This window comes from Pseudomonadota bacterium (genome assembly GCA_039024915.1).
GTDB lineage: Bacteria > Pseudomonadota > Alphaproteobacteria > Rhizobiales > MH13 > MH13.
Genome location: JBCCPK010000009.1, coordinates 32,419 through 47,329, shown reverse-complemented (window position 1 = coordinate 47,329; position 14,911 = coordinate 32,419). Strand labels below are relative to the sequence as shown.

9 protein-coding genes are annotated in these 14,911 nt (G+C 56.8%); 5 read left to right on the top strand and 4 right to left on the bottom strand.

Going from position 1 to position 14,911, the window contains the following annotated elements; translation table 11 throughout:
- Nucleotides 1-45: 45 nt before the first annotated feature.
- The 4 genes from AAF739_16255 to AAF739_16240 all read right to left on the bottom strand — a co-directional run bounded on the left by AAF739_16255 (nt 46) and on the right by AAF739_16240 (nt 8,481).
- Nucleotides 46-3,483, bottom strand: coding sequence for a hypothetical protein (locus tag AAF739_16255; protein ID MEM6384227.1), 3,438 nt, complete (start codon nt 3,481-3,483; stop codon nt 46-48).
- Nucleotides 3,476-4,981, bottom strand: coding sequence for a patatin-like phospholipase family protein (locus tag AAF739_16250; GenBank protein ID MEM6384226.1), 1,506 nt, complete (start codon nt 4,979-4,981; stop codon nt 3,476-3,478). The genes AAF739_16255 and AAF739_16250 overlap by 8 nt, the downstream gene beginning before the upstream one ends.
- Nucleotides 4,982-5,044: 63 nt before the next feature.
- Nucleotides 5,045-7,315, bottom strand: a complete 2,271-nt coding sequence (locus AAF739_16245) for a hypothetical protein (protein MEM6384225.1) — start codon at nt 7,313-7,315, stop codon at nt 5,045-5,047.
- 26 nt (nt 7,316-7,341) lie between these two features.
- On the bottom strand, nt 7,342-8,481 hold the full coding sequence (locus tag AAF739_16240; GenBank protein ID MEM6384224.1) for a phosphatase PAP2 family protein: 1,140 nt from the start codon (nt 8,479-8,481) through the stop codon (nt 7,342-7,344).
- A gap of 423 nt (nt 8,482-8,904) precedes the next feature.
- Here AAF739_16240 and AAF739_16235 point away from each other — a divergent pair, with 423 nt between their 5' ends.
- From AAF739_16235 to AAF739_16215, 5 genes are all read left to right on the top strand, one after another.
- The gene (locus AAF739_16235; protein ID MEM6384223.1) at nt 8,905-10,302 is read left to right on the top strand and encodes a hypothetical protein; all 1,398 of its coding nucleotides are present in this window, start codon (nt 8,905-8,907) and stop codon (nt 10,300-10,302) included.
- A gap of 227 nt (nt 10,303-10,529) precedes the next feature.
- Nucleotides 10,530-12,713, top strand: coding sequence for a hypothetical protein (locus tag AAF739_16230; protein MEM6384222.1), 2,184 nt, complete (start codon nt 10,530-10,532; stop codon nt 12,711-12,713).
- A gap of 130 nt (nt 12,714-12,843) precedes the next feature.
- Entirely contained in the window at nt 12,844-13,221 is a 378-nt protein-coding gene (locus AAF739_16225) for a DM13 domain-containing protein (GenBank protein MEM6384221.1), read from the top strand.
- 3 nt (nt 13,222-13,224) lie between these two features.
- Nucleotides 13,225-13,599: a hypothetical protein gene (locus tag AAF739_16220; protein MEM6384220.1), complete on the top strand. Its 375-nt coding sequence runs from the start codon at nt 13,225-13,227 to the stop codon at nt 13,597-13,599.
- Nucleotides 13,600-13,665: 66 nt separating this feature from the next.
- Nucleotides 13,666-14,586, top strand: coding sequence for a hypothetical protein (locus tag AAF739_16215; protein ID MEM6384219.1), 921 nt, complete (start codon nt 13,666-13,668; stop codon nt 14,584-14,586).
- Nucleotides 14,587-14,911: the final 325 nt, after the last annotated feature.

Here is a 14,911-nt window from a genome sequence, read left to right as displayed (position 1 = left end):
GCCAGCGGAAGTTGCACGAGCTCGGCGTTGCCGGTCCAATTCCGATCAGCGTGATGCAGTACTTGTAGCTGTTTCGGCTATGCGGCAGTTGCTACTCACCACCTCTTCGACGCTAAAGACCACCGATCGTGCGAACAGCTCTTCAAAGTTGTTGGCTGCCCCTTCAACGCGAGGCGGCAAGACGTCGGACATCCAACCAGATCGAGCCCTGGTCATCTCGCCAAAGCTATTGAAGTGTCTGTACCGCCCAAAAACAGGTCCCAAATCATAGCTCCTCGATACGTCAACTTTGGAGCCAAACGTTTCTGCCAAGTCCATCAGCGGTTGAATCGCACGGACATACTGGTCAAGTGATACCGGATCACTGGATGGACGAGTAGCGACCAAAACCTTGTCAAGAACGCTGTTCGCGTTCGGAATCTCTTGCAAGGCGGCGGCCAAAGCCAGCAAAATCGCGGCTCTACGACCCTCGCCAAGGTGCCAGTTTAACTCATCGTCCGTTTCGCCCATTGGCGGGACTTGCCAGGATTCGCTCGCGTAACCACGAACCGCAATCTTGATCTCACCGCCGGTTTCTATGCAGGCGTGCAGCCCCCGCGCGACGTAATCAAAGTATGTTTCGGCTCCGTCAATGACCGGTGGCACGAGGCTGACCATCCCCCAAAAAAAAGCCTCGTTAGGATTATCGACCCCTGAATTCTCCATCGGTCGGGGAAAGAACGGCATAACAAGCGCGTTCAAGATTGCTTCGGGCTGAACCGCAACGCCGGGCACACTTATGTGCGTGAAGAAGGTGTTGGTAACGTTGGTCGTCGATCCGGCGCTTTCCGCAGGGAGGTTGACGATGGGCGAGACTGATACGGCAGAAAGCTGTGATCCCATCACGTCGATGGCGACAGGCGTCACGATCGCTGGGCTCGAGGGGGCAACGCCTTCGGTTTCGCGCTCCAAAGCGCTTGCGACGTTTTCGTTTGACGCCGCCACCAAAGCGACGATTTCGGCAAGCCTTGCTCGCAACTCTTCCAGCCGCTCGGTGTTATCCCCTTGGTCAATCTGCTCCTGGAGCGTACGCGAAAGGGAAGTCATCGCGCTTATGAATTGATCAACGGGAGCATGCAGTTCGGCAGGTAAATCGAGTTGAATATCTATGTCACCGATCCCGCCAAGGCCCGGACGTGGTGCTGAAAAGGGAGAGACGATCAGCTTTACGAGATCAGTTGTTGTCAGCACGCCGCCCACAGCGACCCCCAGCGCATCAACCGACTGCTGGAAGGCCGTCGTCTGATCTTGAGAGACCTCGGAATAATCAAGCAGGTTAACCAGAACACTCCGCGATTGGTCCACAACCGCAGTCCAAGCTTCGTCTCCATCAAATTGCGGCGGACGGTCAGCAATTGTCATGAATGCATCTGCAATTGTCTCCAGTTCATCCCCCTCATGGGTTACGCGCAGCGGTTGAGTATCGAGCGGTGTATCGCATGCCTCATCGGGCTTCCGCTTGTTTGGCGCAATCAGGAGAATTCTGTCGCGCGGTACCGGTGTCGCTGCCATCTCAGGGAGCACCGTATCGATAAGTCTGGCGGAGCCCCTTTCCGCCTGGTGGGGAGTAGGGTCAACATAGAAATTATCGGCATCCGAGTAGACGAGGCGACCGGACGCATAAACACAGAGACTTCCGTTATTGTGCGTTGCCACAAAGGCCTGATGCTCAGCATCAATCGGGGTGTAAACCATGAAAAATGTAGCTGCGGGAAGCGCGAGAGCAAGGAGGTTCCAACCTGCCAAACGCCAAGTGTGCGCGTCCAAGGCATGAGGTTGCGTTAAACCTAAGCCAGCGCCAAGGTACCGGAAGCTGGAGATATCCTCGCGGGTTTCACCGCTATGGTCGATGTCTGACAAACGCCTCGATGAAAATTGTATGTCCTCGCGATTGACGCCGAAGAGCCTATTAACGAGGCCCCATGCGGATGTGTCGACCGTCAGACCGAGCGTCCGCCTAAACGTGCTCCGCGCATGCTCCTCCAAACGCTCCATTCTGCGCTTGCGTTGACCACGTCCAATGAAAACAGAGATTGCGTATACGGTTACGAATGTGACACTGAGGATCTCTGTGGTGAACAGATGTATGATCTCCGACGTGCTGGTGGCCAGTGCCCCCTTCGTGAGAACTGTCACAAACACCGCCCAAAGCAGTGCGATCGGCCGGAGAAATTCAAGGCCCCGGGCCTGGCGCGCAACGCCCAGCGCTTCCGCCTTCTCTGCTTTAATGCGCGGTTCAATGCAGTATTTTCGATGGATGTCGCGCAGGACTGCCTCGCCATCTCCAAGGAAAGTCTCCACCTTTCGCGCGTAATCACGATATGCGGTTAGGCGTCTCTTGAACGCTGTAAGCTCGTCGTGGACGCACTGAACCTCTGCCTTCAGTTTCTCGCTTTCGAGGTCTTGGTTGATGACCGGAAGCAAGATCTCTTCGAGGGTCGCTGCCGCGTTGATCCCCATCTCGAAGATGGAAACAGCATCGGCGCTCTGACCATGAACTTCGTGGACCTTTTTCTCCTGCGTTTCAGCTTCCTGGCGCAGGCGGTTATAGGCTTGTTGAAAGCGCTGGATGTAAGTGTCGGGATCTCGCTCTTCGGTCACACTTCCGATCGTCATGCGCTCGAAGACTGACGCGGCTTTAGTTTCCACGTCTTTCTTGTTCATCCGCACATGGCGACTGAGCCACTCTGCGCCGTCATCCGCTTTAAGCGCCTCAATGAACTCGTCTTTTTTGAGCAAACGCCCAGTTTCGGTCTCAATAACGAACTGCCGGGGTTGCTGCGAGTCTTCATCGGGAACAATAGCGGCAAGCTCTTGATTGAACGGCTGCTCAAGGCTTTTCACGATTTCCTGCATCGTTGCCAGAAGCTTCTTCAGCGCGCCGTTGCGGTTCCTGATCGCTCTGGCTCTCCGGCCTTCAATTGCCCTCCGTTCGGCAGCACGCTGCGCCATGATGACGTCGGGTTCTTGGGAATTACCTTCACCGAAACCGCGTTGATTGATCAGATTGTCCTGCGCCATCTCCGAGCGAGAAGGAACGTCTGGCGCGCCGGTGCCTCCGCTACCGGCTGAGCCAGGCAGGTCTGAATCTCGGCTCCCGCTTTGGGCCGTATCCCCCGCTCGCTCTGTCGCCTGATCAGTAAGTGCAGGCTCACCGCTGTCCGGTTGTATCGTTTGCTGAAGAAGGCTTATCTCGGCGGAGAGCCTCGCCAGCTCGCCATCCAGTTCCTTTCGCTTCTTGTCGGCACGATCGAATTGGGCAGGGCTGTTGCCGAATTGCTTTTGGATGAAACCTCTGACTTTGGAGCTATCGAGCTTCGCATCACTGGTACGCGAAACTTTAGATGGCTTTTGGCTGCTTTGAGCCGAAGCGGATCGCCAATCCGTGTCGCGTCCGACCGCTTCCGTAAGCTCTTGAAAAAGATTCGCACTATCCTCAGGCATAGGACTTCCTTTCCCGTTTGGCATCGAGTTGATCGATCTTTTTGAAGAATCTCAGCGCAGCTTCGAGGCCGTGATTGAACAGCTTCTGCTTTTCACTGTCGTTCATAACGAAGTCGAGCCAATTGGCATCGCCTGGATCGACCGGCGCAATCTGGGTGGGGTAAATGCGCGGCTGCGGCCAGTGCCGCTCTTTGGCAAGGTTCGCCTCGACCAAGTTAAACTCCGCCTCTAAGTCGTCGTTCTGGGCGAGGACCTCTCGATCGCGTTGTCCGCGCACCGCTGTGAAGGCGGCAAACGCATCACTGAGCAAGTTTGCGTAGGTTCGGCGTCCACCTATCCTTTTTGGTTTGCTGCGGCTGACCAACGGAACGACAATGGTTGGAACCTCAGGCATCAAGGACCGATAGGAATCGCTTGGCAGGTTGGACATCATCCCGCCGTCAAGGAACCAAAGGTCTGCAAGATCGGCCAGAGAGTTGGCCTCTTTGTCGGACAGGACAGGTCCGAGCGAATTTTGGATGTGACGACCCCAACGCACACTGTTCGTCCGCATGACCACCGGTTCGAAGAAACCCGGTATAGACATGGACGTGCGGACCAATCGCGCCGGAGAGGCGTGTTGATACTCCGCCTGAAGCAGCGTCAGATCCTCCGGTAGGCTCAACTTCAGCCCTGCTGGCATTGCCATCGTCATCAACTTCAGGAGCGCAGCACCGGGCCTCGCCCCGTCTTTCCCATTGCCGGCATGGGGTTCGGTACGAAAGATCTCACGCGGCAGGCCATCAATGATGTTTTTGGCCTCGGCGCCGCGAAGCCCTTCCACATCGTGATAGATTGCATCGAGAGCATCGTAGAGCTGGTCGATTGTGCGGAAGCCGAGGCCCGCCAGAGCTGTCTCCAGCCACTCCTCGAACGCGTCTCCTTGATTGAGTCCCCGTTTATCCCGTAAGCGGCGCAACGCTGCGAGCGCCTGGACCCAGTAACTTGGGCTTGTGAGCGGCGCGCTGACTAAGGAACGCTTGAGGAACTTACGAACTGGGCGCGGGCCGTCGATGAACTCATCCATCGGAATGGATGCGACAAACGTTGATAATGCTGTGTGGGTCTCGGCGGTTAGGTCCTTTCCTCGAATAGCCGCCATGCCCATCGCAAGGATAGCGCCTGCGGATGTGCCCGCCAGACCGAGAAATCTGACGCCAGCCTTTTCGAGGCCGGTGATGAAGCCGACATGGGCGAGGCCCAGTGTGCCGCCTCCCTGAAGAACCAAGTTTGCCAATCGGTACTCGCCACGAGTTGAACATTCCGGTCGTTCCACCGTCGCGAAGAACTTTCGAGCGTGACCACCGACACCGTCTTTGGTCACACTGGTTCTCAGCCAGAAATATCGATCCACCGGAGATGGGGCGACGGCTTTATCGACCGGGAGCTCGCGGACACCATAGTTTTCGACGATGTCAGTTATGCTTTTCTTGGCTTCGTCGGCTCTATGAAGTTCCACAGCCATTCCTCCAAGTGCCGCGCAACAGCGCTGGATCACACAACATCGAACCTTTAAACGCCGTCAGCGCAGCTGGGCCCGTTTGAGGCGGTAATCGTTGGCGTCGTGCCCCGCGTTGTTGCGAGCCAGTCGTCGGGCACCCTGCCTTAATTGCTGGCTCGCTGGGGGTTGCTGAAACTGCCGTTTTGAGAGGCCTATCAACTCATCAGCATGCGCGCGTGCAGCTAGCGGAGCGGCAACGCTGGTGCCGTTGAGAACCCTCATGGAGCCGCTGACCGTCCCTGACGCGTAAAGACCTGGCATGGATGCACCGTGATCCACGACGGCAGATAAGTTCGGATCGGAGGACAATCCTTCAGCGGCGGCGGCCGTGTAATGGGCAGGCTGAGGCTGGACCGCCAGAACATCTTTGGCGGTAGCGCCAACAAGATCTGGAACGATTGCACCGTCATCGCTCGCTCCCACCACCCGAGGCTCCTTGCCTCCTGTCAGGGCTGAAAGCGTGTTTTCGCCGTTTATTGGAGAGCCTTCACGATCAAGGTATGCGCCCGTCCTTCTGGATTTTCGGTACCGCGACTGATGATCCAGAACAGATTGCCGGCCACCAGCTGCGTCGCCAGCCAAGGTATCATCGCGCTGCACCATCACCTGAATTGATACCGAATGGGTCGAGCGGTTTTGGATTTCGATAACCCAGCGGCCAGGCCGCAGTGGAGCGAGATGAGCAAGCCCAGAGTCGCGTGAATTGGTGCGGTTACAAGCGACCAAAAAGGATTGTCCTTGCTCCCCTCGTGGACCGCTGTCTTCGGAGGAAGAGGACGTGAAAGGGAATTCCTCAATGTAAACAGCCGCTAGCGGGAAACCACCTTTTGGATCAGTTGGGTCCGCAAATAGGACCTGAACATCCTGCTGGTCATGACCAAGCACAGTGTGGCGTGGCAAGTCATGCGGAGGCTTAAGAACAATAGCGACGTTTGGAGCAACACCTTCGGAACCGCGGGCGACAATCTGGAGAAAGCTTTCAGTGCGATCATCGGGCTGTATTTCCCATTCGACGGACATACCGAACCGACCAGTATCAGTCGGCAAGTCGAAACGGGCGTTTGTATCGGCAGCAAACGAGTTTCCTGCTGGCAAATACAGATAGGTCTCTTCGCCTTTGCGTTTCCGTTCATCGACAAGCCGATCGATTTCACGCTCAAGAAAGCTGCTGCCGTCCTTCAGACCAGCCTGAAACCCATAGCTCAGGTTGACGATCAGCGGAGCGCCCGGCTTAAGCGCGCTGGCTTGCTCGAATACAAACTCCAGGGCGTCAAGTGCGTAGTGTGCGAAGGCGCGCCCGGATGTTTCTTCCGTGATAACCGATGGAAGTTGCACACCGATAATGGGTCGATCAGACCGCTCATGCTCCGGATCGTATCCGCAGGCGACGTCAGCGACATGGGCGCCATGGGTTGCGCTTCGGTAGACGTTCATGGCCCTATGCGAACGGGCGTTAATTCCGGCACTTCGGTAAACCGCTCGCTCATTAACAGCCCCCGTGACGTCGTCCGAATGGGCTAAAAGCCAGCCGTCCAATTGCGCCTTGGTTACAAGGTAACCGTAGTCAACATCGCCGCTCGAGGCCGGACGCTGTTCCAAATCCTGCAGCCAGACTGCAAGGAAACGCGTCCTCCACAACTGGCCACCTTGGTGCTTGGTGCAGAACCGTGCGTTCGCAAACGCAATCCCGTCATCAATGACCGCAGTGATCACAGACCTTTCTTGACCATCGGCCGTTTCCCGGTCGCCTACGGCCTCGTCGAGCGGCCGCTGGGAAGACGAGGCTTGTCTTTGATCAGCACCCGTGCCGATCCAAAATGGCTGAAGAGCCTCGGGCGCCGCGAAGCGAAGCTCGAAGGGATAGTCCTCGCGATAGGCTCCCTGATCGAAGATATCATCCAGCCGCATCTGGCCCTTGATGAAATAGCCCTGGCTGAGGCTTGAAAGCGCATCCTCTTCGGTAGTGCTCTCAGGAAACGAAGAACTGAAACGATCCAAACCTTTTCGGCTTAGGAGCAGCTTGGGAAGAGTTATAGAGCGGGGTGGTTGGGGAACGATCATATCGCGAACGCGACCAAGGACCTCGCGCGCCGTACCTTCCCCGTCACCAAATTGCCTTGGGTGCTTAACGCGCAACCGAACAGCCACCCAATTGGCACCACTATCGGTTATGCCTTCGATCTCGTCGCCATCCCCGCCCTGCTCCTTGGAACGGGCGTTAAGCTTCAATCGCCAGTCTTCGTATGGATCGAGGTGCTTTCTAGCTCGAGCCTGCCATTCATGAGTAGCCATCGCGCATCACTCCCCTTCCCGGCTCTTCACGGACGAGCCCATTCGGAGACCGCATTGGCCCAAAGCCATTTGAGTGCCTTGGGCGCAGCAGCGCTGTCTATGGTTTGGCTGAAGGGAGATTCCGTCAGGACCTTTGGCCATCCTGGCCCGCCATTGTTGTTGATGATCTCGTAATCGAAGTCATCGTTCGCACCGAACTTCCCGGGCGAGCCTGTCTTATCGCTGATCTCAAGCCTGCGCTTTGTTATCGCGCTGCCGACGCCGAACATTGCCAGGAAGTACTCGCTTAGCGACTTGCCCAAGATCATGCCGGCAACATTATCGATCGGGAAATGGACCCCAGCCACCACCCGATTGGTGGCTATCCGCTCCGCATGCCGCAGCATTTGCTGTTCCACGTTCGGACCAACTTGAGAACTGCCGCTGACAAGTGCGCTGAGGACATAGGCGATCGCAAAGGACTCGGTGGCGTGGCCACTGGGATACGCAGAATGCCCAGGGACGTCGATCATGGGCTGGATTTGTTCCGAGAATTCGGACGGACGCCGGCATGCAAGTTCGTACTTGACCCGCATCTCGACGGAAACGGTTGCTGAGTGAATGAGGTCAATCAACTCATACGTATGCCTGTGCCTGTCGGGGTGCAGACCGATTGGGCTGCCGATGAAAGAGGTGATGTCATCAAGCTGGAGTTCGATTTCATCGAGGCGCTCGAGCCGCAGTGCTGAATAACCATGGACGTAATCAAGCTGCGTTTTGAACTGATCAGCGGTTGGCCTGACGAGTTCAACCAAGTCCGCGGCAGATGCTACGCCGGGCGCCTCAACCTTCACTTTTGCCGAATTCGCCGTGGTATCTGTACCCTCAAATCGGACGCCATCCAGCAGGAGCGTCAACAGCGTCGCGTGGCGAACGTTCAGGTCCCAGCGATCGAGATTGCTGTGCACGTCTTCGCCAGTGGGTAGAGCGACCGGCGCGCTGGTTGGCAGCGTCCAGTGACCGCTCACGCCGTCGCGAGCCGTTGTCAGCGCCGCTGCAAGCGCTGACGAAGAAACCGAACCGCCCGCACCGGAACGCGCTCCGCGTGCTCCTCGCGCTCCGCGAGCGCCCCTTGCACCACGAGCACCCCGTGCTCCACGCGCACCTTCCAAGACCAAGCCAGCCATCTTCGCCTCTGCATTTGATTGAACTTCAGCGAAGCAAACAAAGCACCGCAAATAAGGTCAATAAGCCGTCGGCTCGATCTGTCTTTTTTGACGCGTTTCTAACACCGTCCTCACAAATACGGAGTAAAACTTGACTTAACGGCATTGTATGGGTGTCTAATGCTTTGAATAATAGGCGAGCACACGTCATTCTGGGTGGGGGCGAATGTGACGACGCCAATGCGCATAAACATGTTCGGGCCCTTCCGCATAACGCTTGCGGACGGCACCGATGTCACGCCCGTATCGAAGCGATGTGCCGGCTTGTTCGGCCTGTTGTGCCGCGCGCCTGATTTTCGCCGCTCGCGGAGTTGGCTGGCAAGTAAACTGTGGTGTGCCAAAGACGAAGAGTCTGTTGATCGGAGCTTCCGACAGGAGCTGTATGTGATCCGGGAACGGCATGACGTTTTTCGTCAGCTGTTCGTTGCGACGCGCGGCTCACTGGAATTGGACAGCACTCTGTTTGAGATCGTCGAACCGGGAGCCGACGCGCACAAGCTGGAATTTCTTGAAGGCTTGCATATCAATGGAGAGATCGAGTTCCAAAACTGGTTGAGGGACGAGCGAGCTGAAATCGCCAAAGAGCAGGCGATGCGGCCCTGTCTTATCGATACGCCGATCGTCTCAGGTCAAAATGAGCGTCGACCCCGGCTGGTCATCTCAAGCCTGCGATCAGATGCAAATGGCGCGAGCGGGTTGCTCGCGGACGGCCTGGCCGGATTAATCAGTCGCACCATCAGCGATGGTGTGAAGGTCGATGTTCTGATGGGTTCACCGGCCGATGATGATAGCTCCTATGCGGACCCGGTGCGGACGGACATCGACTTGATCGCCACTACAAATCCGGAACGAACGCTTACGCATATCACTTTGCAAGAACGCACCACCAAACTGCAGATTTGGTCCGAGCTGGTTCACGTTACTCCGGAGATGCTGACCGACGACCTGCCTGAGGGTATCCTGAGGACCGTCAGCACGTCTTCGAACGTTGCACTTGGGTGGATGATCAACGAGCTCAGCACGCAGGGTTCTGAGATGGCAGCCTATCGGAGAGGCTTGGCCCATATGCGCCGGCACACCATGGCTGATTTCCGTAAAGCGGATGCGGAATTTGAGCGCGCTTTCATCATAGCCCCAAAAGCAGTGTACCTCGCATGGCGCGCCTACCTTCGTTCATTCCTCGCCGCGGAACTGGTGCCCACAAACCTTGATATCATCGAGGAAGAGGCCCGCAGTCTCATTATCCAAGCGCTTGAGGCGGAGCCAACCAATTCGCTGGTGCTTAGTCTATGCGCCCAGTGTGAGGCGTTTGTCTTCCTTTCGTTCGTCAATGCCCACGAACTTGCTCAACAGAGCGTTGACATCAATCCAGCCAATGCTCTGGGATGGGCTTGCCTTGGTGTGGCCGCAAGCCACCTTGGGGATCACCGGGCAGGCTTGGACCATTGCCGGAAGGCACGAGCGATAGCTGGGGCATCACCGTTTCGTGGACACATCGATCTGCTTTGCTGCGTTGTTGCAATCATGGCGGGCGACCTAAAAGACGCTCGCTATTTTGGTGAAGCAGCCCATGGACGGCTTCCACATCTCGCCGCTCCCCTGCGGTTTCTGACGGCGCTGTTGTTCCATCAGCGCGATGAAGATGCGGCTCAATCGGCGATGAACAAGCTGCAGGTCTTGGAACCTGGCTTCGAGATTTCGCATTTGCGCGATCCATCCTACCCGAGCCAGAGCCTTCAGAAATCGGCGATCATTGCGTCGCTGCCAGGCAAAATAATCTGACCCGACGAACGATTTAACGAACACTTGACGCTGATCTGACGCGCGGCTGACGCCGCTTCTGGCACCGTGCGAGCACAATCCCGATGGAGGCTCGCATGTGAACCGTGACCAGAAACCCGGCCGCCTTTGGCCACTCCACAAAGCCTGCAGAAACCTACTAGCCCACAGTCACTTGGCTGCGGTTTGCGATGAGGTTTTGCCCCAACCGTCTTTTCCGAGGTGTCACCATGACCCACACCCAAAACCCGCACGACGTGAAGCCCTTTCCCGACCCCGGCCGCAAGGAAAAAGCTGCGAAAGTGCGCGACGCGGCAACGCAATTATCAACTGCCGCAGACCACCCACAGCACAGAGCCAATCGGGTCCCTGTTCCACCTTACATATTCAATTTTACCAAGGGTCAGCAGCACACCAAACAAGGCTTGCTGGCCGACCCTGCAGATTATGACGCGTTTATCGAAGGCACCGAGCTTCACGATCCGCAAGCCTTCGCTTGCGTGCCCATCTACCAAGGGCCGTACCACACCGAAGATGAGGATCAGCTCAAGAACCCAGACGACCCGGAGTGTGGGCTGGGTGGTGTCTATCGCCAATGGGAGAGCCCGACGGCGGGCCATACGTACGTACTTCAAGGGCCAGATCCGTTCGCCATAACGATGCCGCCTGCCCCGCTGGAGGGATCAAACGAATTCGCCGCCGAGATGGCGGAAGTCTATCAGATGGCCCTCAGCCGCGATTGGCCCATCGCATCATTTATGGACGAGAGTCTGGTCACCGGTCTTACCAAAGTGGATGGGTCCGATGTCAGCAACAACCGAAAAAACCAAATCAGACAAGGCAACACGCATGTCGCGGCCGCCGCCGGGCGCCTGGGTGATATGCAATGGTTCCAGGGCATCGCAAGCGACGATACCGCGGTGCCCGAGGAACGGGAACGACGTCGCTTCGGATATGCCGTTCGGCCTGACAAAGGGATCAATCCTTCGACCCTATTCCGAGGCGTCGGTGAAGACGGATGGCATACTCCATTCCTGTCCCAGTTCATGGTGATGGGCACTGCCAAACGGACAAACAAATGCGATCCCGGTGCCAAGCTCCAGGATCGCGCCAGCGGCCAAATCGACTATGGCAGTCAACGCATCAGCCAAGAGGTGCGAGTCGCGGTACCTGAGAAAGACTACATGACGGCCTGGAAGGACTATATCGAAGTTCAGAATGGCCTGAATAAACGGCTGTTCGTTCGGGATGTCAGAGGTGAAGAATTCATCCCCGATGCCTACCGCTTCATGGCTCGCCTGCGCGACATGGCGACCTACGTTCACGATGATCAGCTTTACCAGGCCTACCTCAATGCAGCCTTGTTGATGTTGGGCGAAGAATTCGCGTTTGATCCGGGTATCCCGTACCATGATCGGACCGAAAACCCGGTGGAGAAATCCAACCGAGAGCCCTTTGCCCTCTTCGGCGGACCTCATCTCCTAACGCTGGTTACCGAAGTCTCAAGCCGGGCGCTTAAAGCCGTCAGGCTACAGAAGTTTGCCGTACATCGACGTCTGCGTCCCGAGGCAGCGGGCGCGCTCTTCCACATGATCTACAGTGGCTACAGGCCAGATCGGCAAGATAATCCAGAGGTCGTAGCGTTTGCAGCAACCGGCAACACGCCCGATGCGCAGGCGCGGCGGAAGCTCGGAGGCACCCTTGCAAAATACACCTTCCCTCAAGACCCGACCGTCCGTGGATCAGACCCGACCCTCGAGGCAATTCTAACAGATATCCGGCTGCACAACGCAAAGCAGAACGGAGAAGACGAAAACGACCTCGACATCGCCAAGTGGCTTCTCCCTATGGCGTTCCCTGAAGGGTCACCTATGCATCCGGCTTACGGAGCCGGGCACGCGACAGTGGCGGGAGCCTGCGTCACGTTGCTGAAGGCATTTTTCGCGATGTCGCGCTTCAACCCGAAAACGGGTCTGGTCGAACCGGTCTACTTGGTCAAACCGACTGAAGGAGCTCTTGTTCCCGATTGCGGCACCAATCTGGACGATACGGACATCGACTTGCTCAGCGTCGCTATTCCTGAAGGTCTGACCCTCGAAGGTGAGCTGAACAAGCTGATGTGGAACATCTCGAACGCTCGCAACATTGCCGGCGTCCATTACTACACCGACTACATCGAATCGGCCTTGCTTGGTGAGGCGATCACCATCGGGCTGCTGCGCGAACAAATGCTCACTTACCATGAAGACGAGCAGGTCACCATGACGGTGCCTTTGCTCGTAGAGCGAACGCTGCCGGCAGCGCTTCGGAATGGAAGCGTCATCGGTAAGCACCAAAAGGTCAGTGCGGTCGTGATCCGGTCAGACGGAACGCTTGAGGCCACTGGCCCGACCCCGGGCCGGTCTGCGGCCTGATCCTCCCGGCGGCAAACCGGTTCCAAGAGAATTTGTGGTCTTTTTCACATCAACTGGGATCGGTTTGTCCGCTGAAAGATCTGATCCCGCGCCCTTTTCTTATTCATCTGCAAAGCATCTGGAGACGACCATGCTCATCGCTAAAGGCTCCTTCAAGGGAGACTCAGGACACACTCTTGAAGGCACCTTCACCCTTATCCGCCAGGCAGATGGGACCATCGCCTTCGAGACAGACGAGGGCTTCAAGTTCGATGGTTCCCCAAATCCCGGATGGGCACTTTATACCGGTGTCCCGGGTAACGATCAGGACCCAGCCGTTCACGCTGACATGGTTCGTACCAGGTTCGGAAGCCTTCCAGGCGGAGCACTTGACGAACAGAACGAGGTCACTGGCAAGCAGTTCGCGACCATTCCGGCGGAGGCCGATCTAAGCGCCTACGACACAATCATCCTTTGGTGTTTCACTTTCCCTACGACCTTAGGACACGGAAAGATCGAGGCGGTCTGACCGATGGACGTGAAGCAGGATGAAGAGCTCTTTGTTGAACTTGGGAAAGAGCTTGCAACGCGGTTCATCGAAGCAATGGCCAGAATACTTCACGAGAGCCAACTCGTGGATTTCGACCTGGATGCGATCAGCCAGAGACAAAAAGATCTGCTGCAAGACTTGAGCTTTTTCGGCATCATCGAGTTCGAAGCTCGCGATGGGCTGTTCGTCGGACCACGTCGTTTCGATCCACAGCCTGCGTTCAAATCGCGATTAGCAAACGGCGCCGAGACCCTGTGCATCGGGAACGCCCAAATCCATGCTTTCGAGGATGATCAGCTTTGGGCGGCGATAGAACGCGCCCGCCGCAGCACCCGCGCGAGCGAACCATCGAACTGACAACGGCTAAGCTCGAAGCGTTGTCGTAGCGCTATCCACGGCCCAAAGAAGTTAAGGGAAAACCAGATGCCAATCTTTATTGAAATCGCACTTGGACTTGTCTTTTTCTATCTTTTGATGAGCCTGACTTGCACAACCTTCAACGAACTACTCGCCAATGTCCTGCGCTTACGCGCCAAGGTTTTGTACGAGGAGCTTCAGCGTTTGCTTGACGATCCTTCTGTTCGCACACGGTTTTGGAACAACGGGTTGATCCGTTCTTTGTGTCGCGAATGCGACACGGTCACCGGCCGACAAGCGCCAAGCTATCTGAGTGGAGAAACCTTCGCGCAAGCGTTAATTCAGGCATCCTCAAATGGGTCCCAGGCAGAAGGTGGCTCCGACCGCATCAGCGACACAATCGAAGAGGGTTCCCTTCTGAAAGAGGCAGTCACAAGCCTGGAAAACGCAGTCGTTTCCCAAGCACAGTCTTTGGAAAGCGCCATTGCAAATTGGTTTGACACCGTGATGGAACGAACCTCTGGGATCTATGTGCGACGCATGCAATGGGTTTCGTTTGGTGTCGCACTCACCATTGCGCTGGCGACAAACGCCAACACGTTCTCTGTGGCGCAGGCGCTTTGGCAAGACGACGCACTTCGTGCACAAGTCTCGCAGGCAGCTGAGCAGTACGTCGCGGCAGTGCCGCCCTTGGTTGAGGAACGCCTTGAGGAAAGCACCCTTACCGAGCTTGCTGCGGCTGTTGAGGCGGAGTTGGAGACAATCTCTGAGGACTTGCGACCGTTTCCCCTGGGGTGGACTGGAATTTGGGATGAGGACGATGGGTTCGGGACAAAGATTGGCAAGGTCATTGTGCAGGTTCCTGGCATTGTCATCACAGCATTGGCGATGACGCTCGGAGCGCCCTTTTGGTTCGACCTTCTCCAGAGGTTTATGCACCTGCGCTCTGCGGGACGTAAGCCGCAGAGCAGCGCCACTGGGACCTGACGCACGAGGTCTGCTTCCGTGACATCGTGGGCGCGCGGCCGCTCACCTTTGCGCCGCAACGGTTTCGGTCAACATCGCTGGGATCGGAGGCTAAGGCCCCGTTTACACTCTGGCACCACACAAGAGGCTGGTTACTGGGCCAAGTGGCATGGGGTCAGCCTGTCGACAGTTTGCGGCTCTCGCGACGGCCGTTTCTGCCCTGGTACCACCAAGTTGCGAAGCCTTCCGTGGTGGCTTTGTGAGGCCCACTACGCATAGAGACCAGCCGCACCATTCTGGGCAACGATCGCGTTATTATGGTCCGGTTTTACTCTAACGAAAGGTC

Excerpts from the sequence above, each read along its gene's own strand:
- AAF739_16215 (MEM6384219.1), top strand. The coding sequence starts at position 13,666 with ATGCCAATCTTTATTGAAATCGCACTTGGACTTGTCTTTTTCTATCTT.
- AAF739_16240 (MEM6384224.1), bottom strand. The coding sequence starts at position 8,481 with ATGGCTGGCTTGGTCTTGGAAGGTGCGCGTGGAGCACGGGGTGCTCGT.
- AAF739_16230 (MEM6384222.1), top strand. The coding sequence starts at position 10,530 with ATGACCCACACCCAAAACCCGCACGACGTGAAGCCCTTTCCCGACCCC.
- AAF739_16255 (MEM6384227.1), bottom strand. The coding sequence starts at position 3,483 with ATGCCTGAGGATAGTGCGAATCTTTTTCAAGAGCTTACGGAAGCGGTC.
- AAF739_16225 (MEM6384221.1), top strand. The coding sequence starts at position 12,844 with ATGCTCATCGCTAAAGGCTCCTTCAAGGGAGACTCAGGACACACTCTT.
- AAF739_16245 (MEM6384225.1), bottom strand. The coding sequence starts at position 7,315 with ATGGCTACTCATGAATGGCAGGCTCGAGCTAGAAAGCACCTCGATCCA.
- AAF739_16220 (MEM6384220.1), top strand. The coding sequence starts at position 13,225 with ATGGACGTGAAGCAGGATGAAGAGCTCTTTGTTGAACTTGGGAAAGAG.